The 25,491-nt window shown below is 75.5% G+C and carries 20 protein-coding genes and 1 riboswitch; of the genes, 6 read left to right on the top strand and 14 right to left on the bottom strand.

The genetic code is table 11. The annotated features are described in order from the left end of the window. The first annotated feature begins 41 nt into the window (after positions 1–41). A riboswitch (guanidine-III (ykkC-III) riboswitch) is annotated at positions 42–109 on the top strand. 12 nt (positions 110–121) lie between these two features. Further along, complete coding sequence (locus ACFV6D_RS05145; RefSeq protein WP_380558458.1) at positions 122–976, top strand: MBL fold metallo-hydrolase; 855 nt, start codon at positions 122–124, stop codon at positions 974–976. Between the two features lie 24 nt (positions 977–1,000). On the opposite strand, the gene ACFV6D_RS05140 is transcribed toward ACFV6D_RS05145, so the two are convergent. Genes ACFV6D_RS05140 through ACFV6D_RS05125 form a run of 4 tightly spaced genes read right to left on the bottom strand, consistent with a single transcriptional unit; the run spans position 1,001 to position 10,530 of the window. Then, on the bottom strand, positions 1,001–1,552 hold the full coding sequence (locus ACFV6D_RS05140; protein WP_380335984.1) for a Uma2 family endonuclease: 552 nt from the start codon (positions 1,550–1,552) through the stop codon (positions 1,001–1,003). A gap of 47 nt (positions 1,553–1,599) precedes the next feature. After that, entirely contained in the window at positions 1,600–2,988 is a 1,389-nt protein-coding gene (locus tag ACFV6D_RS05135; RefSeq protein ID WP_063349848.1) for a DHA2 family efflux MFS transporter permease subunit, read from the bottom strand. Beyond that, positions 2,985–3,170 (bottom strand): MbtH family protein, encoded by a 186-nt coding sequence (locus ACFV6D_RS05130; RefSeq protein WP_063349847.1) that lies wholly within the window; start codon positions 3,168–3,170, stop codon positions 2,985–2,987. The genes ACFV6D_RS05135 and ACFV6D_RS05130 overlap by 4 nt, the downstream gene beginning before the upstream one ends. Beyond that, on the bottom strand, positions 3,163–10,530 hold the full coding sequence (locus tag ACFV6D_RS05125; RefSeq protein WP_380558455.1) for an amino acid adenylation domain-containing protein: 7,368 nt from the start codon (positions 10,528–10,530) through the stop codon (positions 3,163–3,165). Before ACFV6D_RS05125 ends, ACFV6D_RS05130 begins: the two co-directional genes overlap by 8 nt. A gap of 124 nt (positions 10,531–10,654) precedes the next feature. Here ACFV6D_RS05125 and ACFV6D_RS05120 point away from each other — a divergent pair, with 124 nt between their 5' ends. Next, a complete protein-coding gene (locus tag ACFV6D_RS05120) occupies positions 10,655–11,779 on the top strand; it encodes an amidohydrolase (protein WP_380368954.1) in 1,125 nt (374 codons plus the stop codon). Positions 11,780–11,953: 174 nt separating this feature from the next. Here ACFV6D_RS05120 and ACFV6D_RS05115 read toward each other — a convergent pair whose 3' ends face one another. From ACFV6D_RS05115 to ACFV6D_RS05085, 7 genes are all read right to left on the bottom strand, one after another. Then, positions 11,954–12,715 carry an AMP-binding protein gene (locus tag ACFV6D_RS05115; RefSeq protein ID WP_380558452.1) on the bottom strand — a complete coding sequence of 254 codons (762 nt, stop codon included), beginning with the start codon at positions 12,713–12,715 and terminating at the stop codon, positions 11,954–11,956. Then, on the bottom strand, positions 12,715–12,939 hold the full coding sequence (locus ACFV6D_RS05110) for a phosphopantetheine-binding protein (protein WP_063349844.1): 225 nt from the start codon (positions 12,937–12,939) through the stop codon (positions 12,715–12,717). The genes ACFV6D_RS05115 and ACFV6D_RS05110 overlap by 1 nt, the downstream gene beginning before the upstream one ends. A 5-nt stretch (positions 12,940–12,944) precedes the next feature. Further along, complete coding sequence (locus ACFV6D_RS05105) at positions 12,945–13,586, bottom strand: isochorismatase family protein (protein WP_363366835.1); 642 nt, start codon at positions 13,584–13,586, stop codon at positions 12,945–12,947. Between the two features lie 13 nt (positions 13,587–13,599). After that, on the bottom strand, positions 13,600–15,291 hold the full coding sequence (locus tag ACFV6D_RS05100; protein ID WP_380558523.1) for a (2,3-dihydroxybenzoyl)adenylate synthase: 1,692 nt from the start codon (positions 15,289–15,291) through the stop codon (positions 13,600–13,602). A 20-nt stretch (positions 15,292–15,311) separates the two neighbouring features. Beyond that, positions 15,312–16,463 carry an isochorismate synthase DhbC gene (gene dhbC, locus ACFV6D_RS05095; protein ID WP_063351503.1) on the bottom strand — a complete coding sequence of 384 codons (1,152 nt, stop codon included), beginning with the start codon at positions 16,461–16,463 and terminating at the stop codon, positions 15,312–15,314. A 263-nt stretch (positions 16,464–16,726) separates the two neighbouring features. After that, complete coding sequence (locus ACFV6D_RS05090; RefSeq protein WP_063349841.1) at positions 16,727–17,512, bottom strand: 2,3-dihydro-2,3-dihydroxybenzoate dehydrogenase; 786 nt, start codon at positions 17,510–17,512, stop codon at positions 16,727–16,729. A 286-nt stretch (positions 17,513–17,798) separates the two neighbouring features. Beyond that, entirely contained in the window at positions 17,799–18,977 is a 1,179-nt protein-coding gene (locus tag ACFV6D_RS05085) for a CapA family protein (RefSeq protein WP_063349840.1), read from the bottom strand. A gap of 263 nt (positions 18,978–19,240) precedes the next feature. Here ACFV6D_RS05085 and ACFV6D_RS05080 point away from each other — a divergent pair, with 263 nt between their 5' ends. From ACFV6D_RS05080 to ACFV6D_RS05070, 3 genes are all read left to right on the top strand, one after another. Beyond that, on the top strand, positions 19,241–20,473 hold the full coding sequence (locus ACFV6D_RS05080; protein WP_063349839.1) for a M48 family metalloprotease: 1,233 nt from the start codon (positions 19,241–19,243) through the stop codon (positions 20,471–20,473). Positions 20,474–20,504: 31 nt separating this feature from the next. Then, the gene (locus tag ACFV6D_RS05075) at positions 20,505–20,927 is read left to right on the top strand and encodes a MarR family winged helix-turn-helix transcriptional regulator (protein WP_063349838.1); all 423 of its coding nucleotides are present in this window, start codon (positions 20,505–20,507) and stop codon (positions 20,925–20,927) included. Positions 20,928–21,036: 109 nt separating this feature from the next. Continuing rightward, a complete protein-coding gene (locus ACFV6D_RS05070) occupies positions 21,037–22,221 on the top strand; it encodes a PP2C family protein-serine/threonine phosphatase (RefSeq protein WP_079136350.1) in 1,185 nt (394 codons plus the stop codon). On the opposite strand, the gene ACFV6D_RS05065 is transcribed toward ACFV6D_RS05070, so the two are convergent. Both ACFV6D_RS05065 and ACFV6D_RS05060 read right to left on the bottom strand, forming a co-directional pair. Next, on the bottom strand, positions 22,218–23,051 hold the full coding sequence (locus ACFV6D_RS05065; protein WP_380558449.1) for a GNAT family N-acetyltransferase: 834 nt from the start codon (positions 23,049–23,051) through the stop codon (positions 22,218–22,220). The genes ACFV6D_RS05070 and ACFV6D_RS05065 overlap by 4 nt on opposite strands. Positions 23,052–23,147: 96 nt before the next feature. Further along, positions 23,148–23,567 (bottom strand): MerR family transcriptional regulator, encoded by a 420-nt coding sequence (locus tag ACFV6D_RS05060; RefSeq protein ID WP_380489744.1) that lies wholly within the window; start codon positions 23,565–23,567, stop codon positions 23,148–23,150. Between the two features lie 124 nt (positions 23,568–23,691). On the opposite strand from ACFV6D_RS05060, the gene ACFV6D_RS05055 reads away from it, so the two are divergent. After that, complete coding sequence (locus ACFV6D_RS05055) at positions 23,692–24,654, top strand: NAD(P)-binding domain-containing protein (RefSeq protein WP_380558446.1); 963 nt, start codon at positions 23,692–23,694, stop codon at positions 24,652–24,654. A 3-nt stretch (positions 24,655–24,657) separates the two neighbouring features. Here ACFV6D_RS05055 and ACFV6D_RS05050 read toward each other — a convergent pair whose 3' ends face one another. Further along, complete coding sequence (locus ACFV6D_RS05050; protein ID WP_363366819.1) at positions 24,658–25,446, bottom strand: SDR family oxidoreductase; 789 nt, start codon at positions 25,444–25,446, stop codon at positions 24,658–24,660. Between the last annotated feature and the right edge of the window lie 45 nt (positions 25,447–25,491).

The raw sequence follows: 25,491 nt of genomic DNA, 5'->3' as shown, positions 1-25,491 counted from the left end.
GGCGGACCGGCGCGCGGCGACGGGGGCGTGCTAGCGTCCCGGTGGCGGCGCGCCGGCGACCGCCCCGGACGAGATGTGCGCCGTACCCGGCCCGCCAAGACGACGCACCCAGGGAGACGTCATGGCCGCCGGTGCCCCGATCGCCCGTCCGCTCGACGTGCGGTGGATCCACGGATCCCCGTCCGCGAAGCACAACACGGACCCGGACATCCAGGTCCACGCGTACGACGAGCACACCGTCATCCTGCGGCAGAACAAGGCGGTCAACTACGAGGCGCCGTTCCTGTTCCTGCTGTTCGGGGGCGAGCGGGCCGTCCTGATCGACACCGGGGCCACCGCCTCCGCCGCGTACTTCCCGCTGCGCACCGTGGTCGACGGGCTCATCGACCGGTGGCTCGCCGACAACCCCCGCGACGGCTACGGGCTGCTCGTCCTGCACACCCACCCGCACGGCGACCACGTCGCGGGCGACGGGCAGTTCGCCGACCGGCCCGCGACGACCCTGGTCGGCGCCGACCCGGCCACGGCCTGGCCGTACTTCGGCTTCGACCAGGACCCGGACGCCGTCGCGCGGGTGGACCTCGGCGGCGGCCGGGTGCTCGAATGCCTGGCCACCCCGGGCCACCACCCGGCGGCCGTCACCTACTACGACCCGTGGACGGGCCTGCTGCTCACCGGCGACACCGTCTACCCGGGCCGCCTCTACATCGACGACTGGCCGGCCTTCACCCGCACCGTCGACCGGCTGATCGACTTCGCCGAACGCCGCCCCGTGACGCACCTGCTCGGCTGCCACATCGAGATGACCCGCACCCCCGGCGTCGACTACCCCATCCGCACGACCCACCAGCCCGACGAGCCGCCCCTGGAACTGACCGTCGGACACCTCCGGGCCGTCCGCACCGCACTCGCCGACCTCGGCGACCGGCCGCGCCGCCACGCCCTGCCCGACCTGATCCTCTGGCCGAGCGCCTGAGCCCATCGGCCAGGCGCCCGGTGATCAGTCCTTGTACGGGACGAGCCGCGCGAGGTCCAGTTCGAAGCCGAACGGATCGGGAACGCTGATCGTCCCGCCGAACTCCCGCTCGGTCCTCGTGTGGTACCGGTCGTGGTTCGGCTCGGAGAACAGCGTGGCCGTCCGCTGCCGCGGGTCCACGATCAGGTAGAGCGGGAAGCCCATGCGCGGGTAGTCGCGGACCTTCCCCGTCCAGTCGTTCTCGGGATTGGACGGGGAGACGATCTCGACCGCGATCAGGGCCAGCTCGGCGGGGATGTCGTGGCCGGCCAGGTCGATGACGTCCTCGGGCAGGTAGGTGAGGTCGGGATTGCGCACGGAGCCGACCTCGGGTGAGGAGAGGTCACTGTTCCCGGTGGGGAAGTAGCCGGGAGGGCAGTGCGCCTCGAACTGGCGTTGGACCAGCGCGAGGTTCAGCTGGTGGACCGACGACGGTGACGCCTGCATGACGATGATGTCGCCGGACAACTCCACCTTGTAGCCGTCCGGGAGACTGCGCCGGGCCTCTTCGAGAAGACGGTAGCGCTCGGGGTTCATGGACTCTCCTCCAGTGCTCCGGCCACCGTACGGCAGCCGGAGCCGATTCAGGGTGCCGGCGCCTCCCGGGGGAGGCGGGTGGTGAGGAGAGTGCCGGCGGCGACCAGGGCGGCGGTGAGCAGGAGGGCGAGGCGGTAGGGGCCGGGTGAGCCGCCGTCGGTGTCCAGGGCGCCGATGAGGGCGGCGGTGGCGGCGATGCCGAGGGCGCCGCCGAGGGTGCGGACGATGGTGAACAGGCCCATGGCGCGGCCCATCGCGGGCCCGGGGACGTCGGCGAAGCCGGCGATCTGGACGGTGAGCACGGCGGTGCCCAGGACGAGCCCGACCGCGAACATCAACGCCCGTACGGCCCAGGGGTTCTCGGCGAAGCCGAGGGCGGCCAGGACGAGCGCGGCGAGCAGCAGCGCGGGCAGCGCGAGGCGGCGGGGGCCGAACCGGGGCAGCAGGCGGTCGACCACCTGCGAGGCGGCCATCAGGCCGATCGCCTCGGGGAAGACGCTCAGTCCGGCGTCGAGGGCCGATGCCCCGAGAGCCGCCTGGTAGAGCAGCGGGAGGACGAACAGGGCGCCCATCAGGCCGGCCGAGGTGAGCAGCGCCAGCCAGGTGGCAGTGCCGAAGGTGCGGTCGGCGAGCTGCCGCAGGTCCACCAGTGGTTCGGCGGCGCGGAGTTGGTGGCGCACGGCGATGCCGAGCAGGAGGAGCCCGGCCACGCCGCCGAGCGCCACCGGGGGCGAGGACCAGCCGTGCGCCGGGCCGAAGCCGAGCGCGTAGGTGAGCAGCCCGAGGCCGGGGGTGGCGAGCAGGAAGCCGGTGGTGTCGAAGCGGCCGGCCGGGGGCTCGTCCGCCGCGCGCAGGCCGATGAGCCCGGTCACGACGGCCGCGACCCCGATCGGCACGTTGACCAGGAACAGCCAGTGCCAGGAGAGGTGTTCGGTCAGGAGGCCGCCGAGCGGCGGGCCGAGGGCGGGCATCAGGGCGGTCGGGACGATCAGGATCCGGCCCAGGCCGGCCCGCTCGTGCGGGGCGAAGGCCCGGAACAGCAGGGTCATCCCGACGGGGGTGAGCAGCCCGCCGGCCACGCCCTGGACGGCCCGCGCGGCGGCGAGCGAGCCGAGGCCGGGCGCGGCGGCGCACAGGGCGGAGGCGAGGGTGAACGCGGCCAGGGAGCCGAGGAAGACCCGCTTCACGCCGAACCGGTCGCCGAGCCAGCCCGCCACCGGCAGGCCGACGGCGAGGCCGACCAGGAAGGCCGTCTCGACGGCGTTGGCGGCCGAGACGGGCCGCCCGAAGTCCTCGGCGATGGTGAACAGCGCGGGGTTGACGATGGTCGAGTCCAGGCCGTTCATGCACATCGCGGCGGTGTAGACCACGACCACCGCGGCGCGCCCCGCGAGCAGGGGGCGCGCCGGGGCGGCCTCGACGGCCGGAGGGGTCACAGGTCGGTCCAGTGGGCGGTGATCCACTGCACGGCGTCGGCGCGCTCGCACGGGCCGTGGGAGACGTTCCAGCCGGCCGGGACGGCGGCGAAGGCCGGCCAGAGCGAGTGCTGGCCCTGGTCGTTGACGAGGGCGAGGAACTCGCCGTCACCGTCGAAGGGGTTGGCGGGGGCGTCACTCATCGGAGGACTTCTCCAGGTGGTCGGTGATCACGCGGGCGATGTGCGCGATCGGGGCGGGCAGGGTCATGTCCTTGTGCGAGCAGGCGACGTCGGTGTTGTCGATGCGGCCGGACACGTACGGGGTCCAGAGTTCGGGCACCAGGGTCTCGTCGATGGTGTCGACGGTGGCGCGGAAGAACAGCACGTCGCCGTCGAAGGGGCGGTGGTCGTGGCCCCGGACGAGGTGGTTGGTGTTGAGGTAGATCCGGTTGAGGGCGGCCACGGTGGCGTCGTCGAGCCCGGCGAGCGGGCTGCCCTCGCGGCGCAGCAGCTCGGTGACGGCGGCGAGTTCGAGCGGCCGCCCGGCGAGGTCCTCGGGGCCGTAGCCACCCATGGTGAGCAGCGCCTCCAGCGCCTCGGCCTGGTCGGGGACGGGCAGGTCGCGGAAGCCCTCGGCGGGGTAGGCGTCCAGGATCGCGAGCAGTTCGACGGCGTGGCCGAGGTCCTGGAGCCGGACGGCGACGGCGTGCGCGATGATCCCGCCGGTGGACCAGCCGAGCAGCCGGTACGGTCCCTCGGGCTGGACCTCGCGCAGCCGGTCGACGTAGTGCGCGGCCAGTTCGTCCAGGGTCTGCGGCAGGGGCCGGGCCGCCGTGGCGGCGCCGACGCCCTGGGCCTGGAGGCCGTAGATCGGCTGGTCGGCGGGCAGGTGGCGGATCAGGCCGGTGTAGCACCAGCTGAGGCCGCCGGCGGGGTGGACGGCGAACAGCGGGGTACGGCGTCCGGGCGCGGCGGGGCGCAGCGGGAGCAGGACGTCCAGCGCGTCGGCGCTCTGCGAGCCGGCCGCCAGGGCCGCGTCGAGGGCGGCGACGGTGGGCGACTGGAACAGGGTGCCGATGCCGACGTCCAGGCCGAGCAGTTCGCGGATCCGCCCGGCGAGGCGGACGACCAGCAGCGAGTGGCCGCCGAGGGCGAAGAAGTCGTCGTCGACGCCGACCGCCGCGACGCCCAGCACCTCGGCGAAGAGTTCGCACAGCTGCTGTTCGCGCGGGGTGCGCGGCGGGCGTCCGGCGCCGGTGGCGGGTGCGTCGGGGGCGGGCAGGGCGCGGCGGTCGAGCTTGCCGTTGGCGGTGAGCGGCAGCCGGTCCAGCAGGACGACGGCGGAGGGCACCATGTGGGCGGGCAGTTCGGCGGCGGCGTGGGCGCGCAGGTCCTCGGGGGTGACGGCGGCGACGGCGACGGCGTGCGACTCCTCGGGGCTCGCCGTGGTGACCGCGTAGCCGACCAGTCGCTTGTCGCCCGGGGCGTCCTCGCGGACGACCACGGCGGCGTCGGCGACGCCCAGGTGGGCGGCCAGCACGGCCTCGATCTCGCCGAGTTCGATCCGGAAGCCGCGCAGCTTCACCTGCTGGTCGGCGCGGCCGAAGTACTCCAGGACGCCGTCGGCGCGGCGGCGGGCGAGGTCGCCGGATCGGTACATCCGGGTGCCGCGTTCGCCGAACAGTTCGGCGTACGGGTCGGCGACGAAGCGCCCGGCGGTGAGGTCGGGGCGGCCGAGGTAGCCGCGGGCCAGGCCGGCCCCGGCGACGTACATCTCGCCGGTGACGCCGGGCGGGACGGGCTGGAGGTGCTGGTCCAGGACGTAGACCCGCAGGTCGGGGATGTTGACGCCGATGGTGCTGCTGCTTCCGGCGGCGGCGGTGGCCCGGTCGAGGGCGATGTAGGAGACGTGCACGGTGGTCTCGGTGATGCCGTACATGTTGACCAGGGTGGGCGCGTCCTCCGGGTGGCGGTCGTACCAGTCGTCGAGCCGGGCCAGTTCGAGCGCCTCGCCGCCGAACACCACGTAGCGCAGGGCGAGTTCGGTTCCGGGGCGGTCCCGGTCGGCGGCACTGAGCTGGTAGAAGGCGGACGGGGTCTGGTTGAGCACGGTGACGCGCTCGCGGGCGAGCAGGTCGAGGAAGGCCGCCGGGTCGCGGCTGACCAGGTGCGGGACGACGACCAGGCGGCCGCCGTGCAGCAGGGCTCCCCACAACTCCCAGACGGAGAAGTCGAAGGCGTAGGAGTGGAAGAGGGTCCAGACGTCGTCCGCGCCGAAGCCGAACCAGTGGTCGGTGGAGCGGAACAGCCGGACCACGTTGTGGTGGGTGACGGGCACGCCCTTGGGCCGGCCGGTGGAGCCGGAGGTGTAGATGACGTAGGCGGTGTCCTCGGCGCGCAGCGGGCGGGTGCGCTCGTGCTGGGCCAGCGGGGTGGCCGGGTGGGCGGCCGACTCCGGTCCGTCGACGAGCAGTTGGGGCACCTGGTGGGCGGGCAGCCGGGGTGCGGTGGCGCGGTCGGTGAGCAGGGCGGCGGGGGCGGCGTCGGCCAACATGTAGGCGAGGCGGTCGGCCGGGTAGTCGGGGTCGAGCGGCAGGTAGGCGGCGCCGGACTTGGCCACCGCGAGGAGGGCGACGACGAGTTCGAGCGAGCGCGGCAGGGCGAGGGCGACGATGGTGCCGGGGCCGATGCCGTTGGCGGCCAGCAGTCGGGCCAGGCGGTCGGCGCGGGCGGCGAGTTCGGTGTAGTCGAGCTGCTCGTCACCGCAACTGACGGCGACGGACTGCGGGTTGGCGGCGGCCGCGGCCTCGAACAGCTCGGCCAGGGTGGCGTCCGGGGCCGGGGTGTGCGGGGCCGAGGTGTCCGAGGTGTGCGGGGCCGAGGTGTCCGAGGTGTGCGGGGCCGGGGTGTGCGGGGCCGGGGTGTGCGGGGTGCCGTTCCACTCGACGAGGGCGCGCAGCCGCTCCTCCTCGCCGATCAGCGGGAGCCGGCCGATCGCGGTGTCGGGCGCGGTGGCGGCGGCGGTGAGCAGCCGGGCGAGGCGGGTGGCGAGCCCTTCGACGGTGGCGGCGTCGAAGAGGTCGGTGCGGTACTCCAGGAAGCCGCCGATGCCGCCGTCGGGGAGCTCGCCCGCGTTGAGGGTGAGGTCGAACTTGGCGGTGCCGCTGGGGACGGCGGCGATCCGGGCGGTGAGGCCGCCGCCCAGCGGGTGGGGCTCGTCGGGCCGGCTCTGCCAGGCGAGCATCACCTGGAACAGCGGGTGGCGGGCGAGGGAGCGCGGCGGGTTGAGCTCCTCGACCAGGCGGTCGAAGGGCAGGTCGGCGTGCTCGTGGGCGGCGAGGACGGTGCTGCGGACCTTGCCGAGCAGCTCGCGGAAGGTCGGATCGCCCGAGGTGTCGGTGCGCAGGACCACGGAGTTGACGAAGTAGCCGACCAGGTCGGCGGTTTCGGGGTCGTCGCGGCCGGCGACCGGGGTGCCGACGGGGATGTCGGTGCCGCAGCCGTGCCGGGTGAGCAGGGCGGCGAGTCCGGCCTGGACGGCCATGAAGACGGTACCGCCGGCGGTCCGGGCGAGCACGGCGAGGGCCGCGTGCGCCTCGGCGTCGAGGGTGAAGGGCACGGTGGCGCCGTGGTGGCCGGCGACGGCGGGGCGCGGGCGGTCGGTGGGCAGTTCCAGCTGGTCGGGCAGGCCGGCCAGGGCGCTGCGCCAGTACTCCGACTGCCGCGCGGCGAGCGGGCTGGGCGCCTCGGAGGTGCCGAGCAGCTGCCGCTGCCAGGCCGTGTGGTCGGCGAACTGCACGGTGGGCGCCGGGAGTTCCGGTGCGCGGCCGGCCAGCCGGGCGGTGTAGGCGGCGGACAGGTCGCGGACCAGCGGGGTGGTGGACGCGCCGTCGCTCGCGATGTGGTGGAGCAGCAGGAGCAGGGTGTGTTCGGCCGGGCCGTGGGTGAACAGGGTGGCGCGCAGCGGCGGCCGGCCGGTGAGGTCGAAGGCGTGCCGGACGGCTTCGGCGAGCTCGGTGCCGTCGTGCAGTTCGACGGGCGCGGCGGGCAGCACCCGCTGGTACGGCGTGCCGTCCGGCTCCTCGCCGTAGACCGTGCGCAGCACCTCGTGCCGGGCGGCGAGGTCGCCGAGGGCGAGGGTGAGGGAGGTCCGGTCGAGCGGGCCGGTGAGGGTGAGGGCGAGCGGGATGTTGTAGGTGGGGCTGGGGCCCTGGAGCCGGTGCAGGAACCACAGGCCGCGCTGGGCGGGTGACAGCGGCATCCGGTCGGTGCGCGGCACGGGCACCAGCGCGGGGCGGGCCTCGGGCTCGCCGCCGGGGTGCGCGTCGAGCAGGGCGGCGAGCGCGGCCGGGGTCGGGTGGCGGAAGACGTCGGCGAACCCGACGGCGGCGGCGAAGGTCTCGCGCAGCCGGGCGGCGAGGCGGCCGGCCAGCAGCGAGTGGCCGCCGAGGTCGAAGAAGGAGGCGTCCCGCCCGGGCGCCTGCGGCAGGTCGAGGACGTCGGCGAACAGCCCGCAGACCAGTTCCTCCTGCGGCGTGGCCGGGGCCGTGCCGGGCTCGGCGGCGGCGGGTTCGGGCAGGGCGCGGTGGTCGAGCTTGTCGTGGGCGGTGCGCGGCAGTTCGTCGAGGACCAGGACGGCGGCCGGGACCATGTGGCCGGGCAGCCGGGCGGCGAGCGCGGCCCGCAGCGCGGCCGGGTCGAGGGCGACGCGGGGGGTGGGGGCGGGTTCGGCGGCGTCCTCCGGCATGGCCTCGGCAACGGTCTCGGGGACGGCCTCGGGGGCGGCCTCGGACTCGGAAACCGCCTCGGAAGCCGCCTCGGGAGCCGCCTCGGGGACGACGTAGCCGAGCAGCCGCTTGCCCTGCGGACCGGAGCGGGCGATCACCACGGCCTGGGCGACGCCCGGCAGTTCGGCGAGGACGGCGGCGATCTCGCCGGGCTCGATCCGGAAGCCGCGGATCTTCACCTGGTCGTCGGCGCGGCCGAGGAATTCCAGGGTGCCGTCCGGTCGGCGGCGGGCGAGGTCGCCGGTGCGGTACATCCGGTCGCCGGGCGGGCCGAACGGGTCGGCGAGGAAGCGTTCGGCGGTGAGGTCGGGGCGTCCGAGGTAGCCGCGGGCCAGGCAGGCCCCGGCGACGTACAGTTCGCCGGCGACGCCGTCGGGCGCGGGGCGCAGCGAGCCGTCGAGGACGTAGGCGCGGGAGCCGCGCACCACCCGGCCGACCGGGGCGCCGTCGGGGCCGGGCGTCCAGGCGTAGGCGTCGACGGTGGTCTCGGTCGGGCCGTAGAGGTCGATCGGGTGCAGGCCGGCTGCGGCGGTGAGGCGCTGCCAGAGGGCGGGCGGGGTGGCTTCGCCGCCGACCGCGATGACCGCCGGGCGGTGCCACTCCTCGTCCAGGATGCCTTCGGAGAGCAGGACTTCGAGGTAGGAGGGGGTGACGTCGAGGTAGTCGACGCGCTCCCGGTGCAGGTGGCCGGCCAGGGCGGCCGGGTCGCGGTAGGTGGCGTCGTCGAGCACGTGCAGCTCGTGGCCGTGGACCATCCACAGCACCGGGTCCCAGGAGGCGTCGAAGGCGAACGAGGCGCTGTGGGCGACGCGCAGGCGTTCGCGGCCGGTGCGGCGCACGGCCGGGGCGATGTGGTCCTCGCCGTGGCCCGCGTACAGGTTGGCCAGCGAGGCGTGGGTGACGACGACGCCCTTGGGGCGGCCGGTGGAGCCGGAGGTGTGCAGCACGTAGGCGGCGTGGTGGGGCCGGGGGGCCGGGGGCGCGGTGGCGGGCTCGGCGTCCGCGTCCCCGGGCAGCACGGTGGGCAGGCCGGCCGGCAGGTCCAGTTGGGCGAGGGCGTCGGCGGTGCCGACCGCGCAGACCGGGCGGGCGTCGTCCAGGACGGCGGCCAGGCGCTGCCGGGGGTGGGCGAGGTCGAGGGAGACGCAGGCGCCGCCGGCCTTGAGCACGCCGAGCATCGCGACCAGGGTGTCCACGCCGCGCGGCAGGGCGAGCGCGACCGGCGCACCGGCGCGCACGCCGAGGGCGTTCAGGCGGTGGCCGAGGCGGTTGGCGGCGGCGTCCAACTCGGCGAAGGTGAGGGCGGTTTTGCCGCTGCGGACGGCGACGGCGGCCGGGGTGCGGGCGGCCTGCGCGGCGAACAGCTCGGGCAGCGTCCGGTCGAGCGGCGGCTCCGCGCGGCCGGCGGTGGCGCGGCGCAGGCCGTCCGGGTCGAGCAGGTCGATCCGGGCGATGGGCGTCTGCGGGGCGGCGAGCAGCAGGTCGGTGAGGGCGTCGAGGTAGCGCAGCAGCCCGTCGCGGTGGGCGGCGAGCGAGGCGGTGTCGTGGCGGGCGGGGTCGGCGTCCAGGACGAGGCGCAGCGCGCCGCCGGGGGCGGGCGAGACGCCGACGGCGAGGTCGTCGACCGGCCCGGCGGCGAGGTTGCGGACGACGCCGGGCAGGCCGGCCAGGTCGAGATCGCCCTCGAAGGCCTTGATGTTGACCATCGGGCCGAACAGGGCGCGCCGCTCGCCGGTCAGCCCGAGGTCGCGGCGCAGGTCCTCCAGCGGGTAGCGCTGGTGGCGGCGGACGGCGCGCAGTTCGCGGACCACCCGGCGCAGCAGCGCCTCGGCGCTGTCGGCGGGGCGGACGGCCAGGCGCAGTGGGAGGACGTTGGCGGCGGCGACGGGGGTGCGCAGGGCGGCCGGTCCGCGGCGGTTGGCGAGCGGCAGGCCGAGCACGACGTCCTCGGTGCCGGCCAGGCGGTGCAGGTAGCCGGCGGTGGCGGCGAGGAGCAGTTCGGCCCAGGTGGCGCGGGCGGTGGCGGCGGCGCGCTCCAGTCGGTCGCGGGTGCCGGCGGGCAGTTCGGCGGTGAGGCGCAGGGGGGCCTGGGCCGGGGTTGCGGACAGCGCGGGCGCCGGGCTGCCCGGCAGGGTCGCCGGGGTGTCGGCGCCGGCCAGGCGGTCGGCCCAGTAGGCGCGGTCGGCCGGGTACTCCTCGCCGTCCCGGTAGGCGGCCTCCTCGGCGGCGACCTCGGCAAGGGTGGCGAACGGGCGTGCGGCGGGCTCGGCGCCGGTGGCGTGCGCGGTGTACAGCTCGGCGAGGCGCTCGCCGAGGAGGTTCAACGCGTAGGCGTCGACGGCGAGGTGGTGGATCCGCCGGTACCACTGGTACCGGTCGTCGGCGAGGCGGATCAGCGCGTGGGTGAACAGCGGGCCCTCGGCGAGGTCGGCCGGGCGGGCGAGGTCGGCGCGCATCCAGGCCTCGGCCTCGGCGGCCGGGTCGTGCGCGGCGCGCAGGTCGAGGTGGTGCAGCGGCCAGCGGCGGCCGGGGCGCGGCTGCTGGCGGGGCGTGCCGTCCGCGCCGGTGACGACGACGGCGCTCAGCGCCTCGGCCTCGTCGACCGCCTGCCTCAGCGCGTCCTCGAACCGGCCCTCGTCGAGCGGGCCGGTGATCTCGACGGCGTCGCCGGTGTTGTAGACCGGGCTGTCGGGGTCGAGTGACTGCGCGTACCAGATGGCGGCCTGGGCGGCGAGCAGCGGGACATCGACGGCCTGGGTTTCGACGGCAGGCATGGTTCGGGGTGCTCCTCGGGGTCCGGCGAACGAAACGCCTAGTTAGGTTAGCCTAATCTAACTTCATATGATCTGGTCAACGGCCTCCCAGCACGGGGGCCCTGACATCCCGGAGGCGCCGCCCATGCCCCTGACCGCGACCAAACAGGCCGTCCGCGAACGCGTCCACGCGCACCGCGCGGAACTGCTCGCGCTCAGCCACCGCATCCACGCCCACCCCGAGACCGCGTTCGAGGAGCACCGCGCGGCCGCCTGGTGCGCCGAACTCCTGCGCGCCCACGGCTACGCCGTCACCGCGCCCGCGCACGGACTGGACACCGCGTTCACCGCGAGCCTCGGCAGCGGGCCGGTCACCGTCGCACTCGTCTGCGAGTACGACGCGCTGCCCGGCCTCGGGCACGCCTGCGGGCACAACCTGATCGCCGCCGCCGGCCTCGGCGCGGCGCTCGGCCTCGCCCCGTACGCCGACCAACTCGGGCTCACCGTACGGGTGATCGGCGCGCCCGCCGAAGAGCGCGGAGCCGGAAAGGCGCTGCTGCTGGAGGCGGGCGCCTTCGACGGCGTGGACGCGGCGATGATGGTGCACCCCTGCCCGGTCGAGGTCGCCGACTTCCGCTCCTTCGCGCTCGGCACCCTCTCCGTCCGCTACACCGGCCGCGCCGCCCACCCGAGCCTCAACCCGCACCAGGGGCGCAACGCCGCCGACGCGCTCACCGTCGCCCAGGTCGCCCTCGGGCTGCTGCGCCAGCACCTGCCGCCGCAGTGGCGGGTGCACGGCATCACCACGGCCGCCGGCACCGCGCCCAACCTGATCCCCGACAGCGCGAGCGCGGAGTACGAGATCCGCGCCTCGGCGGCCGAGGACCTCGCGCAGCTGCGCGCCCGGGTCGAGGACTGCTTCCGGGCCGGGGCGCTCGCCACTGGCTGCGAGGTGACGCTCGACCGGCCCGAACCGGACTACCTGGACATGCGCTCCGACCCCGCCCTGCTCGCCCTCTGGCGGGCCAACGCGGCGGCGCTCGGCCGGCCGGAGCCGGTCGAGAGCGGGCCGTTCGCGTGCACCGACATGGGGAACGTCTCCCACGCCGTGCCCGCCATCCACCCGGTGCTGGACATCACCGGCGGCGCCTGCGCCCCGCACGAGGCCGCGTTCGCCGAGGCCGCGGTGGGGGCGGAGGCCGACCGGGCGGTGCTGGACGGCGCGGTCGCCATGGCCTGGACGGCGGCGGACCTGGCGGCGAACGCCTGACAGCCGGCGGCTGACGACCGACGGCTGCCGATCGACGGCTGACAGGCAACAGATGACAACTTTCAGATAACAGATTTCATCATCTGTTATCTGAAAGTTGTTCGCTGAATGTTGTCATCTGTTCGCCGCGCTCGCCCTCGCCCCGCCAGCGCCCCCGCCCGCGCCCCGCCCCCTTCAGCTGCCGCCCAGCAGCGCCGCCGGCGTCGCCCGCACCGCCGTGACGCCCAGCTCCCTCACCAGCTCCCCGACCTCGCCCGGCCGCTGCGGGTCGGCCAGCACCACGGCGGCGCCGGTCCGCAGCGGCCAGAGGAACTCCCAGAGCGGCAGGCCCAGTTGCAGCACCCGGTCGCCCGGGCCGAGCGGGTGGGCCGCCTGGAGCTCGCGCACCCGGCGGTCGGCCTCGGCGTGGGTGAGCCGGACGGCGTCCGGGCGCCCGCCCGGGCCGTACCCGACGCACAGCAGGTGCTGCGGCGTGAGCGCCCGGGGCGGGTCGGTGGCCAGCTCGCCGTCCACGTCCAGCCCGGCCAGCGCCTCCGGCACCCCCTCCCCCAGCACGCAGACCGGCGCGGTCTCCGCGAGCAGCCGCTCCCGGCGTCCGGGCGCGTCCGCCGGGTCCAGCGGCAGGTACGCCGCGCCGGACTTGGCCACCGCGAGCAGCGCGGTCAGCAGCTGCGCCGGGTGGCGGGCCGGCGCCAGGCCGACCACCGCCCCCGGCCGGGCGCCGCGCGCGGCCAGGGCGCGCGCCAGCCGGTTGGCCGCGGCGTTCAGGTCCCGGTACGTGACGACCGCGCCGCCCGCGAGCAGCACGGCGGGGGCGTCCGGGGTCCGGGCCGCCTGCGCCTCGACCGGCCCCACGACGGTGGTCGGCGGGTACTTCGCCGCCCGGTCCGTGCGCGGGGGCGCCTGCGGCCCGGCCTCCAGCAGCACGGCCTCCATCAGGCCGCGCCGAGCAGTGCGGCCCAGGCCTCGACGGCCGGGCGCTCGGCCAGTTGCACGAACGCCACCTCGGCGCCCTCGGCCCGCCAGCGCTCGGCGAGCGCCATCAGCCGGACCGAGTCCAGGCCCCAGTCGGCCAGGTTCTCGTCCAGCGGGACGTCCGCCGGGTCCTCTCCGAGCAGGTCGGCGACCTCGGCCCGGATCCGCTCCACGGTGAAGGCCATGCCCGTCACTTCCCTTCCAGCATCGCGAGGACGGCGTCGGTGGTGGTGACCTGCCCGCAGCGGCCGGCCACCCAGGACAGCGCCGCGCGGTGCTCGTCCGGGCCGAAGTCGGCGACCGCGTCGGCCACCACGAAGGCCGGCAGGTCGCGCATCCAGGCGTCGCAGGCGGTGGCCTGCACCCCGATGTGCGCGTACACGCCGGTGATCACCAGCTGGTCCCGGCCCTGCTCGCGCAGCAGCCGGTCCAGATCGGTGCGCACGAAGGCGCTGTACTTCCACTTGGTGAGCAGCGTGTCGCCCGGTGCGGGGGCGACGGCGTCGGCGATCGCCGTCGCGCGCGGGTCGTCCGGGATGCCCGGGCCCCAGAAGTCCTGCTGGAGGCCGCGTTCGGCCGGGCTCTGCCCGCCGGGCTGAGCCGAGTAGAGCACCGGCATGCCGTGGGCGCGCGCCGCCTCGGCCAACCGGCCGACGTTCCCAAGGAGTTCGGGCACCGGCGCGGCGGCGGCGTCGAAGGCGTCCAGGAAGTGGTTCTGCAGGTCGTGCACCAGCAGCACGGCGCGGTCCGGATCGACCGTCCACTCGACCCGGTTGGCGGGCAGTTCGGTGGCGGCGGGCAGGGGATAGGAGGGAATGCGGGGCAGGCCCACGGTGGTCTTTCCTTCAGTGAGTAGGGAGTGCGGCCGCGATGGCGGCGCGCAGGTCCTTCTTGCTGACCTTGCCGATCCCGGTGGCGGGGAAGGCGTCGACGAACTCGACCCGGTCCGGCACCTTGTACTCGGCCAGTCCGCGCTGGCGTACGAAGCGCTTCAACTCGATGCTCTTCGGCGGCTGTTCGCGGTTCTCGGCGCGCAGGACGACGTAGGCGCAGGTGCGTTCGCCGAGGTAGGGGTCGGGCATCGACACCACCGCCGCGTCGTGCACGGCGGGGTGGGCGAGCAGGTGGTTCTCGATCTCCTCGGCGGCGACCTTCTCGCCGCCCCGGTTGATCTGGTCCTTGGCCCGGCCCTCGACCACCAGGTGGCCGGTGGGGGCGCGGCGGACGAGATCGCCGGTGCGGTAGAAGCCGTCGGCCGTGAAGGAGTTGGCGTTGTGCTCGGGCGCGTTCCAGTAGCCGCGGATGGTGTACGGGCCGCGGGTGAGCAGGTGGCCGGTGACGCCGTCGGGCAGGTCCTGGTCCTGGTCGTCGACCACCCGGACCTCGTCGTCCGGGGAGATCGGCCGGCCCTGGGTGGTGGTGATCAGCTCCTCCGGGTCGTCCAGGCGGGTGTAGTTGACCAGCCCCTCGGCCATCCCGAACACCTGCTGGAGCGTGCAGCCGAGCACCGGGCCCACCCTCCGGGCGGCCTCGGCGCTGAACTTGGCACCGCCGACCAGCAGCACCTCCAGGCTGTCCAGGCCCCCCGCGCCGGGGCCGCCCGCGTCGCGCTCGGCGGCGTCCAGCCAGAGCAGGGCCAGCGGCGGCACCAGCCCGGTGATGGTCACGCCCTCGCGCTCGATCAGCGGGAAGGCCGTCTCCGGATTGGGCCGCGGGCACAGCACCACCCGGCCGCCCGCGTACAGCGTGCCGAGCGAACCGGGCGAGCTGAGCGGGAAGTTGTGGGCGGCGGGCAGCGCGCACAGGTAGACGCTGTCCTCGTCGAGCGCGCACAGCTCGACCGAGCCGCGCAGCGAGTAGATGTAGTCGTCGTGGGTGCGCGGGATCAGCTTGGGCACACCGGTGCTGCCGCCGGAGAGCTGGAGGAAGGCGACGCTCCCGGGCTCCGGCTCCTCGGCCGGACCGGGCCCGTCGCAGGGCACGTCCGCCAGCCGGAGGTGCTCGCCCGGGTCGTCCCCGGCCACCAGGACCAGCCGCAGCGCCGGGCTCTCCGCCTTGACCCGGGAGGCCAGTTCGCGGTAGTCGAAGCCGTTGTCGACGGCCGCGACGACGTAGCCGGCCGCCCCGGTGAAGGAGCAGAAGTAGCCGATCTCGGTGGCACGGTGGGCGGGCAGCGCGAAGACCGGCAGCGCGCCGATCCGGAACAGCGCGAAGACCACCTCGAAGAACTCGGCCACGTTGGGCAGTTGGACCACCACGCGGTCGCCGCGCCCGATCCCCCGGGCGAGCAGCCCGGCGGCCATCCGGTCGGCGCGGCGGTCGAGTTCGGCGTACGTCCAGCGCCGCCCCTCCCCCGCCGGGTCGACGATCGCGATCCGCTCGCCGTGCGCGGCGGCGCGCTCGCGCAGCATCCGCCCGAAGGTCTCGCCGCGCCAGTACCCGGCGGCCCGGTAGCGCTCGGCGAACTCGGCGGGGTACGGGGTGAAGGCGGACTCCTGAAGGGAGACCTGGTCCACAACGGCGAATTGATCCTGCATCATAAAACTCTCCGGCGCCGTCACTGCGACACCCCCGCGGCGTCCAGGAAGGTGCGGAACTTGGCGCTGGTCTCGGCGAGTTCGTCCTCGGGCCGGGACCGGTCGACGACGCCCGCGCCCGCGTACACCCGCAGGGTCCGCTCGTCCGCCTCCGCGCAGCGGATGGTGACGACCCACTCGCCGTCGCCGTCCGCGTCACCCCAGCCGACCATGCCGGTGTACAGGCCTCGGTCGAAGGGCTCGACCTCGCCGATCACCCGCCGGGCGACGGCCGTCGGCGTGCCGCAGACCGCCGGGGTCGGGTGCATGGCGGTGGCCAACTCCAGGGCGGAGACCGCCGGATCGGCCAGTTCGCCGGTGATGGTGGTGGCCAGGTGCCACATCGCGGCGGTGCGCACCAGGGTCGGCCGCGCCGGCACGTCCAGGGTGCGGCAGTACGGCGCCAGCGCGGCGCGGATCGCGTCCACCACGACGGCGTGCTCGTGCAGGTCCTTGGGCGATTCCAGCAGCGCGGCGGCGCGCCGGACGTCCTCGCCGAGGTCGGCGCTGCGCGGCACCGAGCCGGCCAGCGGGTTGGCCAGGACGGCCGTTCCGCGCCGGGAGACCAGGAGTTCGGGGCTGGCGCCGATCAGCGTCCGCCCGCCGCCGGCGGGGACGGCGAAGGTGTAGCCGCCCGGGTCGCGGCGGCCCAGCCGCTGGAGGATCGCGGGCAGGTCCAGCGGGCGGTCGGCGCTCAGCTCCAGCGTGCGGGCCAGCACGACCTTGCTCAACTCGCCGCCGCGCAGACGCTCGACGGCCGCCGCGACGCCCGCGCCGTACGCGGCCGGCTCGGGGATCGGGCGCACCTGCCAGTCGACCGGCTCGGCCGGCGGCGCGGGCAGCGCGATCAGCGGGTCGTCGCGCAGCGCCCCGGCTCTGCGGACTCTCTCGGGGACGGCGAGTTCGACCCGGCTGTCGTGGTCGAACGCCACCGCGCCGACCACCAGCGGCCGTTCGACCCCGGCGCGACGGGCCTCGGCCAGCGTCGCGGCGACCCGGACGGGCAGCGGGCGATCGTCCTGCGGGACGCGGGCGTGCACCCCGGCGGTGAGCAGGGTGCGGGTCGGCGAGGCGAAGAACGCCTCGTCGGCCGCGGCCCGGTACTGGCCGAGCAGGCCGCTGGCCGCGCCGATGACGGCGTGGTCGGGGCCCGGGGCGGAAGCGTCGGCGGGCCCGGCGGGGGCCGGGGCGGCGGTGGGGGCGGGAGCGGCGTGCTCGGCGACACCCCCGGCGGGGGCGTGGTGCACCGTGGTCACCGTGAAGTCTCCAGTCTGGGACGGTCTGGACGGTCTGCGCGTCAGGGAGGAAGGTCGGGGAGGGAGGTCAGGGCATGGCCGGCGCCCGGGGGTTGCCCGGGGCGCGGAGGGGAGCGGCGAGGAAGGCGTGGGGGCGGCGGTCAGGCGCGCAGGGTCGCGCCGCCGTCGACGTAGAGGTCGTGCATGGTGATGTGCCGGGCCCGGTCGGAGGCCAGGAAGACCACCGCCTCGGCGATGTCGGCGGGTGCGGCGATCCGCCCGAGCGGGATGCCGACCCGCCAGGCGCCCAAGTCGCCGTCGATGACCCGCTGTTCGGCGGCCTCGGCGTCCTCGCCCCAGAGCGCGCGCTGCATCCCGGTGTCGGTCGAGCCGGGCGAGACGATGTTGCACCGCACGCCGGAGCGGGCGAGTTCCAGCCCGAGGCAGCGGGTGAACATGGTGGCCGCCGCCTTGGACGCCGCGTACGCGGCCATGCCGGCGCGCGGCACCCCGGCGGCGTTGGAGCCGACGGTGACCACGGCGCCGCGGCCGCGGTCGGCCATCCGGCGGCCGACCGCGCGGCCGGTGTGGAAGACGCCGGTGGTGTTGACCGCGAAGGTCTCCGCCCAGTCCTGGTCGGTGAGTTCGACGACGGGTGCGGTGCGCAGGATCCCGGCGACGTTCACCAGTGCGGCGATCGGCCCGAGTTGGCGCTCGATCAGGTCGACCGTGTCGTCCACCGCCCGGCCGTCGGCGACGTCCAGGACGTACGGGTGCACGGCGGGCGACTCCGCCGCGAGGGCGGCGAGCGGGCCGGGGTTGCGGTCCACCGCGGCGACGACGGCCCCCTCGGCGACGAGCGCCCGGGCCACGGCCGCACCGATGCCCTGCCCGGCCCCGGTGACCATCGCGACGGCACCGGCGAATTCGGACTTTTGCACGGACATCCCCTCCGACCAGCAATATTAGGTAAGCCTAACCTAACACATATGTTCGGCTGCGCCGATGTCCTGTGCAGTCGTCAACTCACCGCCGCCCCCTCGACTCCGGCCCGATCGCCACCGCTTTCGGACGCGCCAGTACGAGACGTTTCGTCTCGCCGAGACCGTGGACCGAACCTCCCACGGCCGCGGTGCCGCGGCGGCTGGAGGGCGGCGAACTGCCGGACGGCGACCGGGAGCTGATGGCGGCTCCCGGTCGCTCACGAGAGGGCCACGGGCCCCCGGAAACGACTCAGCCCGTCGCGCCGGTCGCCGGAGCCGACGGAGCCGACGGGGCCGGGGCGAGGCCGGTGCAGCCCCGGAGGGCGTCGCGGCGCTTGCGGGCCGCCTCGGCGGTGGCGCCGGCGACCGGGACGGGGACGCCCTTGTCGTCGATGGTCGCCGGGGCGAAGGCCTCGCCGGTGACCTTGCCGTCGCGGGTGAGGGTGAGGGTGGTGACGCCGGTCTCGTTGGAGAAGGCGTAGTTGGAGGTGCCGTACCAGAGGAAGTTGCCGAAGCCGTAGCCGATGTACGTGTTGCCGAGCATGCCCGAGCCGACCATGGTGTGGGCGTGGGTGCCGACCACGGCGGTGGCGCCGGCGGTGGCGAGCTTCTTGGCGATGGCGGTCTGCGGGCCGGTGGGGCAGGCCTTGCCCTCGTCGCCCCAGTGCAGGTAGACGAGGACGACGGGTGCCTGCTGCTTGGCCGCCTCGACCGCCTTGACCAGCGCGGGGACGTCCAGCGCGGAGGCGATGCCCGGCTTGTTGGCGCCGGCCCGCCACTTCTGGTTGGTGAGGTCCTCGACCTGGCTGGCGGCGACGACGGCGACCTTCACGCCGCGCACGGTGGTGACGTACGGGGCGTACGCCTCCTTGGCGTTGCGGCCGACGCCGACGACCGGGATCGGCGAGGAGTCCTTGGCGGCGAGGGTGTCGGTGAGGCCGTCGGCGCCGAAGTCGACGGCGTGGTTGTTGGCCATGGAGACGACGTCGACGCCGGAGTCCTTGAGCGCCGAGAGCGCCTTGGGCGAGGTGCGGAAGGTGTAGGTCTTCGGCTCGGGGGCGCCGCGCCCGGTGATCGCCGTCTCCAGGTTGAGGACGGACAGGTCGGCGTCGGCGAGCGTCCGGGAGAGCGGGCCGAGGGCCTGCTCGGGCGGCTGGACGGCGAGCCGGGCCTCGGTGCGGCCCTCGAAGTGGACGTCTCCGGCGAACGCGACGGTGATGCTGCCGTCGGGCCGGGGCGCGGCGTTCTTCCCGGCGGCGGTTCCGGAGGGCGTCGCGCCCGGGCTGGTGGGCGTGCCCGCCGCCCCGCCGGAGGCGGCCGCAGTCGAACCGGGCGCGGCGGCCGGCGCCGGGGCGGGGTCGTCGGGCCCGCAGGCGGCTATGGCGGTCAGGCCGACGAACAGCGCGACGGCGGCCGCGGCACGGCGCATGAGTGGTTCCCCCCGGGTCGATCCAGAAGCGGTCAGCCTACGGCACGGCTTCCGCACCCATCCGCCTCGGTTCCGCAACATTCCGAGCACAACACCGGCTTCATTCCGAGCACGACACCGGATTCCGAGCGCAGCGCCGGCGGGCCGAACACCAACGGCTGGAGCACCGGGCGCCGAGGACTGAGCGCCGCCCCGGCGCGGTAGGAGATGCTGAACCGCCCCACCCGCCCCCGTCCGCCAGAGCCCGGAGCCGCACCCACCCCATGGACGACACCGAGACCACCGCCTCCGCCGGCCCCGCCCCCGCCGGCCGCCCACCAGTCGACTTCACCCCCGCCGAGCGCGCCCGTGGCCGCGCGCTGCGCCGCGCCCAGCTGCCCTGGGCGCTGGGCGGGCGGTTGGCGGGCCTGGCGCTCACCCTGTTGCTCGGCCTGACCCCGGCCGGCGCCGGCCTGGTCTCGGCCGTCGGCGGCTGGTTCGGCGGCTCCCGGACGGCCGGGGTGCTGGCGGGCGCGGCGGCCCTGATGGTGCTCGGCCAGGCGTTGCAGCTGCCGTTCGGCGCCCGGCTGCGGGCGGTCCGGGCCCGGTACGGGCTGGTGACGCAGGGCTGGGCCGGCTGGGCGGTGGACGCGCTGCGCGGCCTGGGGCTGGCCCTCGTGCTGGTCCTTCCGCTCGCGCTCGGGCTGTTCGCGCTGACCGCCTGGTCGCCGCGGCACTGGTGGCTGCCGGCGGCGGGCGCGGCGGCGGTGCTGACGGCGGCGCTGTCCTTCCTGCACCCGCTACTGATCGAGCCGGTGTTCAACCGCTTCACTCCGATGCCGCCGGGCCCGCTGCGCAGCGCCCTGCTGGCGCTGGCCGAGCGGGACGGCGTACGGGTGCGGGACGTCCTGGTGGCGGACGCCTCGCGGCGGACCACCGCGCTCAACGCGTATGTGTCGGGGCTGGGCGCGACCCGCCGGATCGTCGCGTACGACACGCTGCTGTCGACGGCCACGCCGCGCGAGGTGGAACTGGTGGTGGCGCACGAGCTGGGCCACGTGAAGCACCGGGACGTGCCGTTCGGCACCTTGCTGGGCGCAGTGGGCGCGGCCGCGGCCGTGGCCGTGCTGGGGGTGCTGGGCGCCTGGCAGCCGCTGCTGTCGGCGGCGGGGGCGGCGGATGCGGCCGATCCGCGGGCGCTGCCGCTGCTGGCGGCGTGCGCGGCGCTGCTGGGGGCGCTGTCGGGGCCGGCCCAGTGCGCGGTGAGCCGCCGGATCGAGGCCAGGGCGGACCGACACGCACTCGAACTGACGTCGGACGCCGAGCAGTTCGTCGCGATGCAACGCAGACTGGCGTTGGCGAACGTCTCCGATGTCGACCCGCCGAGGGCGCTTGAGCTACTGTTCGCCACTCACCCGAGTGCGACCCGCCGGATTGCCGCCGCCCGCGCCTGGCAGGCCACTCAGGGGCAGGGAGGCCCGGAGCGGCGCGCGGACCCGGGGGATTCCGTTGTATAGTGCAACAAATATCGAGGAGGTAGGAACGCCCGTGCCCGGCCGCCAGTCGTCCATCGACGCCATCCAGCGCGAGCTGACCGCCTTCGCCCGGCGCGCCCGGCACAAGGCCTCCCAGCTGCACCCCGACCTCTCCCTGGTCACCTACAGCATCCTCGACCTGATCACCGAGCGCGGCGGCTGCCGGGCCGCCGACGTGGCCGCCCACTTCATGCTCGACAAGTCCACCGTCAGCCGCCAGGTCACCGCCCTGGAGAAGCTCGGCCTGCTGCGGCGCGAGGCCGACCCGGACGACCAGCGCGGCCAGATCCTGCGCGCCACCGAGGCCGGGCTCGCCCTGCTGCAGGACGCCAACGAGCAGCGCCGGCTGGCCTTCACCGCCCGCTTCACCGACTGGTCCGACGAGGACGTCGCCCGCTTCGCCGCCTACCTGGCCCGCTACGGCGAAGAGGGCTGAGACCCCCCTGTACTGAGACCCCTGCACGGAGTGCGCCCGAGGGCCTCCGGGGTGCACCCGAGGAGCGCCCGGGGTGCGCCGCACCGCCCCGACGGTGTACAGAGGAAAGGTGCCACTCCGGCAGCGTCTCCGTGACCCGCAGCCCCGCGACCGCCCGCGCGACCGCCGCCACCCCCGGCGGCCCGACCGTCGCGCGCTGACGGCGCTGTCGCTCGCGCTGATCGTCGTGATCACCGTCGTCGACATCCTCTCCCCCGCACAGATCCACCTCGGCCCGCTACTGATCGTCGCCCCCGCACTCACCGCCTCCTACGCCGGCGCCCGGGCCACCGCCGGAGTCGCCCTGCTGGCCCTCGCCGCGCTCACCGTCATCGGCATCCTCCGGGACGGCCTCACCAGCGCCAACATCGAGACCCAGTTGGGCGCGCAGCTCGTCGTCTCCGCCCTGATCATCGGACTGCGGGCGCTGCGCGAACGGTACGAGCGCGAGCTGGCCCAGGTCCGCTCGGTGTCCGAGGCCGCCCAGCGGGTCCTGCTGCGCCCGCTGCCGGACCGGATCGGGCCGCTGCACCTGGCCTCCGTCTACCTGGCCGCCGAGGCCGAGGCGCAGGTCGGCGGCGACCTGTACGCGGCCGCCCGCACCGCCACCGGCACCCGGCTGCTGGTCGGCGACGTCCGCGGCAAGGGCCTGTCCTCGCTCGGCGACGCGGCCCTGCTGCTCGGCGCCTTCCGCGCCGCCGCCCACCTGCACGCCGACCTGCCCGGGCTCGCCGCCTACCTGGACGGCAGCGTCTGCTGGGACCTCGCCCAGCTCGGCGAACAGGCCCGCCGGCGCCGCCTGAGCGGCGAGGACCCGGACGAGGCGGCCCCGCCGGAGGACAGCGGCGAGTCCTTCATCACCGCCGTCCTGCTCGACATCCCCGACGACGGCACGGCGATCCGACTGATCGACTGCGGCCACCCGCCCCCGCTGCTGCTGCGCCCCGACGGCATCACCACGCTGGCCGCCCGCCGCCCGGCGCCGCCGCTGGGCCTGGGCGAGCTCGCCCCGGTCCGCTACGAGGTGGAGACCTTCCCGTTCCAGCCCGGCGACCGGCTACTGATCTACACCGACGGCGTGATCGAGGCCCGCGACGCCGACCGGCGCTTCTACCCGCTCACCGACCGCGTCACCGCCTGGCAGGACGAACGCCCGACCGCCCTGCTCCAGCACCTGCGCCGCGATCTGCTCGCCCACGTCGGCGGCCGGCTGGACGACGACGCGGCGATGGTCATCGTCGAGCGGCTCCCCTAGCTCCCCCGGCTCTCCTGGCTCCCCTGGCTCTCCTGGCCGGCGTCCGAGGAGGCGGGCGGCTGGTGGACGTACGGGGTCGACGTGGTCAGGATCGCGAATCCGAGCCGTTGCAGGATGGGGCGGCTCTGGTCGCTCGCGTCGACCTGGAGGTAGCGGTACCCGAGGTCGGCGGCGATGCGGGCCCGGTGGGCGACCATGGCCCGGTAGATGCCCCGCCCCCGCCAGTCGGCGACGGTGCCGCCGCCCCACAGGCCCGCGAACTCGGTGCCCGGGTTCAGTTCCATCCGCGCCGCGCACACCGGGCGCTCGCCGGCCATCGCCACGACCAGGCTGACGGTCTCCGGGCTCCGGGCCAGCTGGTCGAGCATCCACTGCCGCAGGCGGGCGCTGCTGGTGCCGAAGGCCTGCTCGTGGACGTCCGCCACGAGGTCCACCCCGGCCCGGTCGGTCACCGGACGCAGGTGGACGCCCTCGGGCAGGGCGGTGTCGGTGGCGAGGTCCTCGATCCGGGCCACCATCACCGCCTCCTGCGGCTCGGCCGTGAAACCGGCCGCCCGCAGCCGTTCCCCGAGGTCGCCGGGCCGGTCGTGGGCGTAGGTCTTCCATTCGAACTCGCGGCCCAGTGCGGTGAAGTACCGCACCTGTGCCGCGATCGCCCGGTCCGCCGTGGCCTCGTCGAGGTCCGACCACAGGACGCCGTTCCAGTCGTGGGCGGCGCCGACCTGCCGGATGACGTCGCCGTCCCGCTCGATCCGGGCGCCGGGGCCGTCGGGCTTCGCTTCGCGCCTCAGTCGGCGGTCGAACAGGGCGAGTGTGTCCTCATGATCCATCCGCCCACTCCAGCACAGGGCGGCGTGCCGCGCGATCGGGTTTCTCCCGGCGGCGCGGCCCGGGCCCGGCGGGCGCACGCCACGGGACGACAGGGCTCAGGCCCGGCGGGGAGGGCGGCGGGCGGAATCCTGGTCCGGGCGGGGTGCGCGGATGAGGTCGCTCGGCGCGTCGGCCCCCATGATCGCGTCCAACAGCCCTCGCGCGGCGGCGAGTTCGTCGATCTGGCGGGTGATGCGGGCGCGCTCGCGGGCGAGGCCGGTGAGGAGTTCGGGGCAGGTGGGGCCGGGGCGGCGCGCGCCGGGGCGGGGGAGGCCGGGGAGGATCCGGGCGATGGCGGCGCTGCCGAGGCCGGCGGCGAGGAGGGTGCGGATGCCGTGGACGGTGTCGATGTCGGGTTCGCCGTACTCGCGGTAGCCGCTGGGGCGGCGGGCGGGGGCGAGCAGGCCCTGTTCCTCGTAGTAGCGCAGGGCGCGGGGGCTGACGCCGGTGCGCCGGGCGAGTTCTCCGATCCGCATGCCGTGCCGTCCTTCGTTCGTTCGTCTGACTCCGCCGTTGACGCCGACGTCGGCTCCGATGCCAGCTCTGACGTCGACTCCGCCGTTGACTCTGACGTCGACGTGAAGGTCTAGCGTAGCCGCCATGCCGACCGAACGATCTTCCGCAACCCCTTTCTCCCCCACCGCAGTTGCCGTCCTCGGCCTGGGCCCGATGGGCCGGGCGCTGGCCCGGGCCCTGCTGGCCGCCGGGCATCCGGTGACGGTGTGGAACCGCACGCCCGGGCGGGACGCCGAACTCCGCGCGCTCGGGGCGCGGTCCGCCGCGACGGCGGCCGAGGCCGTCGCCGCCGGACCGCTCGCCCTGCTCTGCGTCCGGGACCAGGCCGCCGCCCGGGCCGTCCTGGACTCCGCCGGGGCCGCGCTGCGCGGCCGCACGCTGGTGAACGCCACCTCCGTCACGCCGGACGACGCCCGCGCGAACGCCGCCCGGGCCGGGGCCGGCGGCTTCCGGCTGCTCAACGCCGCGATCCTCACCCCCACCCCGACCATCGGGCGGCCCGAGGGTGCCGTGCTGCTGAGCGGCGACGCCGGGGCCTTCGCCGCGCACGAGGCGGCCCTGCGCACCCTCGGCGGGGGCGTCCGGCTGCTCGACAGCGGGGATCCGGGCCGGGCCGCGGCGTTCGACGCTGCGCTGCTGGACCTGTTCTGGACCACCGTGCACGGCTACCTGCACGCGCTGGCGCTGGCCCGCGCCGAGGGCATCGGCGGCGCCGAACTCGCCTCGTACGCACAGGGCCTGCCCCGGCTGCTGCCGGCCCTGATCGACGAGTTCGCGCAACGGGCGGACCAGGGCAGCCACCCGGGCGACCGCAGCAGCGTGGCCTCGGCGGAGGCCGGTCTGGCGCACGTCACCCACACCGCCCGGGCGCGCGGCCTGGACACCACCGTGCTGGACGCGGCACTGGCCGTCACCCGGCGGGCGGTCGCGGCCGGTCACGGCCCGGACGGGGTGTCCGCCCTGGTCGAGACCGTCGGGACCATCAAGACCGTCGGGGCCGCCGGGGCCGCCGCGACCGCCGGTGGCGTCGGGAACGCCGAGGGCTGACGGCTACTGCGCGAGGTAGCCGCCGTCGACGGGCAGCACCGCGCCGGTGATGAAGGAGGCGTCGTCGGAGGCGAGGAACAGGACGGCCGCCGCGACCTCCGCCGGGGCCCCGAGGCGGCCCATGGGGTGGCGCTTCTCGATCGCGGCGAGGTACTCCGTCCCGCCGGGCTCGTCGTACAGGCGGGCGACGCGGTCGGTGGCGATGGTGCCGGGGGCGACGGCGTTGATCCGGATGCCGCGGTCGGCCCATTCGACGGCGAGGTGCCGGGTGAGGCCGGAGGCGACGAACTTGGCGGGCCCGTAGACCGCCTGGCCGCGCTGGCCGGCCTCGCCGGAGATGGAGGAGACGCAGACGATCGCCCCACCGGGCCGTTCCTGGGCGGCCATCGCCTGGATGCCGTACTTGCAGGTGAGGAACATGCCGCGGCCGTCGACGGCCATGACCTGGTCCCACTCCTCGGCGGTGGCCTCGGTGACCTCCATGAGCGGGATCACCCCGGCGTTGGCCACCAGGACGTCGAGGCGTCCGTACCGTTCGACGGCGGCGTCGACCATCCGGCGGGCGTCCTCGTCGCTGGCCACGTCGCCGACCACCGTGCTGACGGCGTGCGGGAACCGGTCGGCCAGCCGGCGCAGGCCCTCGGCGTCGATGTCGGTGCCGACCACCGACGCGCCCTCGCGCACGAAGCGTTCGGCGACGGCCCGGCCGATGCCGTTGGCCGCGCCCGTCACCACGCAGGACCGCCCGGCCAGGCGGCCCGCCGACACCCCTGATGTGTTCTCAGTCACCATGCCACCGGACTCTACCGATTCCACGTCAGGAAGCCCGGTGCATCG

This window comes from Kitasatospora sp. NPDC059812, assembly GCF_042732075.1.
Taxonomy (GTDB): Bacteria; Actinomycetota; Actinomycetes; order Streptomycetales; family Streptomycetaceae; genus Kitasatospora.
This window is presented reverse-complemented; position numbering and strand designations above follow the sequence as displayed.

What these genes read in the sequence shown, in the direction of transcription:
- ACFV6D_RS05145 (WP_380558458.1), top strand. Translation starts at nt 122, where the DNA reads ATGGCCGCCGGTGCCCCGATCGCCCGTCCGCTCGACGTGCGGTGGATC.
- ACFV6D_RS05140 (WP_380335984.1), bottom strand. Translation starts at nt 1,552, where the DNA reads ATGAACCCCGAGCGCTACCGTCTTCTCGAAGAGGCCCGGCGCAGTCTC.
- ACFV6D_RS05130 (WP_063349847.1), bottom strand. Translation starts at nt 3,170, where the DNA reads ATGAGTGACGCCCCCGCCAACCCCTTCGACGGTGACGGCGAGTTCCTC.
- ACFV6D_RS05125 (WP_380558455.1), bottom strand. Translation starts at nt 10,530, where the DNA reads ATGCCTGCCGTCGAAACCCAGGCCGTCGATGTCCCGCTGCTCGCCGCC.
- ACFV6D_RS05120 (WP_380368954.1), top strand. Translation starts at nt 10,655, where the DNA reads ATGCCCCTGACCGCGACCAAACAGGCCGTCCGCGAACGCGTCCACGCG.
- ACFV6D_RS05115 (WP_380558452.1), bottom strand. Translation starts at nt 12,715, where the DNA reads ATGGAGGCCGTGCTGCTGGAGGCCGGGCCGCAGGCGCCCCCGCGCACG.
- ACFV6D_RS05110 (WP_063349844.1), bottom strand. Translation starts at nt 12,939, where the DNA reads ATGGCCTTCACCGTGGAGCGGATCCGGGCCGAGGTCGCCGACCTGCTC.
- ACFV6D_RS05100 (WP_380558523.1), bottom strand. Translation starts at nt 15,291, where the DNA reads ATGCAGGATCAATTCGCCGTTGTGGACCAGGTCTCCCTTCAGGAGTCC.
- ACFV6D_RS05090 (WP_063349841.1), bottom strand. Translation starts at nt 17,512, where the DNA reads ATGTCCGTGCAAAAGTCCGAATTCGCCGGTGCCGTCGCGATGGTCACC.
- ACFV6D_RS05085 (WP_063349840.1), bottom strand. Translation starts at nt 18,977, where the DNA reads ATGCGCCGTGCCGCGGCCGCCGTCGCGCTGTTCGTCGGCCTGACCGCC.
- ACFV6D_RS05080 (WP_063349839.1), top strand. Translation starts at nt 19,241, where the DNA reads ATGGACGACACCGAGACCACCGCCTCCGCCGGCCCCGCCCCCGCCGGC.
- ACFV6D_RS05065 (WP_380558449.1), bottom strand. Translation starts at nt 23,051, where the DNA reads ATGGATCATGAGGACACACTCGCCCTGTTCGACCGCCGACTGAGGCGC.
- ACFV6D_RS05060 (WP_380489744.1), bottom strand. Translation starts at nt 23,567, where the DNA reads ATGCGGATCGGAGAACTCGCCCGGCGCACCGGCGTCAGCCCCCGCGCC.
- ACFV6D_RS05055 (WP_380558446.1), top strand. Translation starts at nt 23,692, where the DNA reads ATGCCGACCGAACGATCTTCCGCAACCCCTTTCTCCCCCACCGCAGTT.
- ACFV6D_RS05050 (WP_363366819.1), bottom strand. Translation starts at nt 25,446, where the DNA reads ATGGTGACTGAGAACACATCAGGGGTGTCGGCGGGCCGCCTGGCCGGG.